This window comes from Rhizobium sp. SVR5-2C (assembly GCF_056755115.1).
The window spans coordinates 1-269 of the sequence record NZ_JBNDHT010000411.1 but is presented as its reverse complement, the minus strand read 5'-3'; the positions used below and the strand labels follow the sequence as shown (position 1 = coordinate 269).

The following is a 269-nucleotide window of genomic DNA, read 5'->3' as shown; positions in this document are numbered from 1 at the left end:
GCGCAAGGACCGCGCGTGGCGATGGCCAAGCCCGTCAATGCACGAGCGGCCCGCCTGCCTTCTTCCAGGCATCCACGCCGCCGGCGATGTGCGCCGTGTTGGACAGGCCGGCCGCCTTGGCGGCCGCCACCGCCATCGCCGAGCGCTCCCCAAAAGCACAGAAGAACACCACGCGGCGTCCCGTTGCGGCCGCGACCTCGCGCAGCATGCCGCCTGGTTTGAGGCTGTCCTCGACGGACGGATAGGGCGTGTGCAGCGCGCCTTCGAGC

Annotated in this window: 1 protein-coding gene; it reads right to left on the bottom strand. The window is 71.4% G+C overall.

Features of this window, described 5'->3' with window-relative positions:
• Positions 1-34: 34 nt before the first annotated feature.
• Positions 35-269, bottom strand: a 235-nt coding sequence (locus ACPYOI_RS36320) for a rhodanese-like domain-containing protein (RefSeq protein WP_481424207.1), incomplete at its 5' end; no start/stop codon positions are given.